This window comes from Vibrio penaeicida (genome assembly GCF_002933855.1).
Lineage (GTDB): Bacteria > Pseudomonadota > Gammaproteobacteria > Enterobacterales > Vibrionaceae > Vibrio > Vibrio penaeicida_A.
On the sequence record NZ_BFAQ01000099.1, the window covers coordinates 441 to 710 of the forward strand.

Below are 270 nucleotides of genomic sequence, written 5' to 3' on the forward strand. Positions count from 1 at the left end.
AATGCGGTAGCCGTTGTATGGCGTTGGCAGCAGCTTAAGCGGGTGTTATAGCGCTTTGATAATTCAAGGTTTGTAAGGTTTTCGAAAGTTGCTGGCTTCAGTGCTTTACATGTTCGATTCCTTAACCTGAATCAAGGTGGAAAATCCTCACAAGCCAAGCTGCTGTAGGTTTCCTAAAGTCTCCCAATTCATCAAATTTTGAAATTTGGTTTTCGGTTTGCTCTTCTAAATTCTCGACTGATTCGGTGTTTTGGGTTTTGTGGTCTGGTT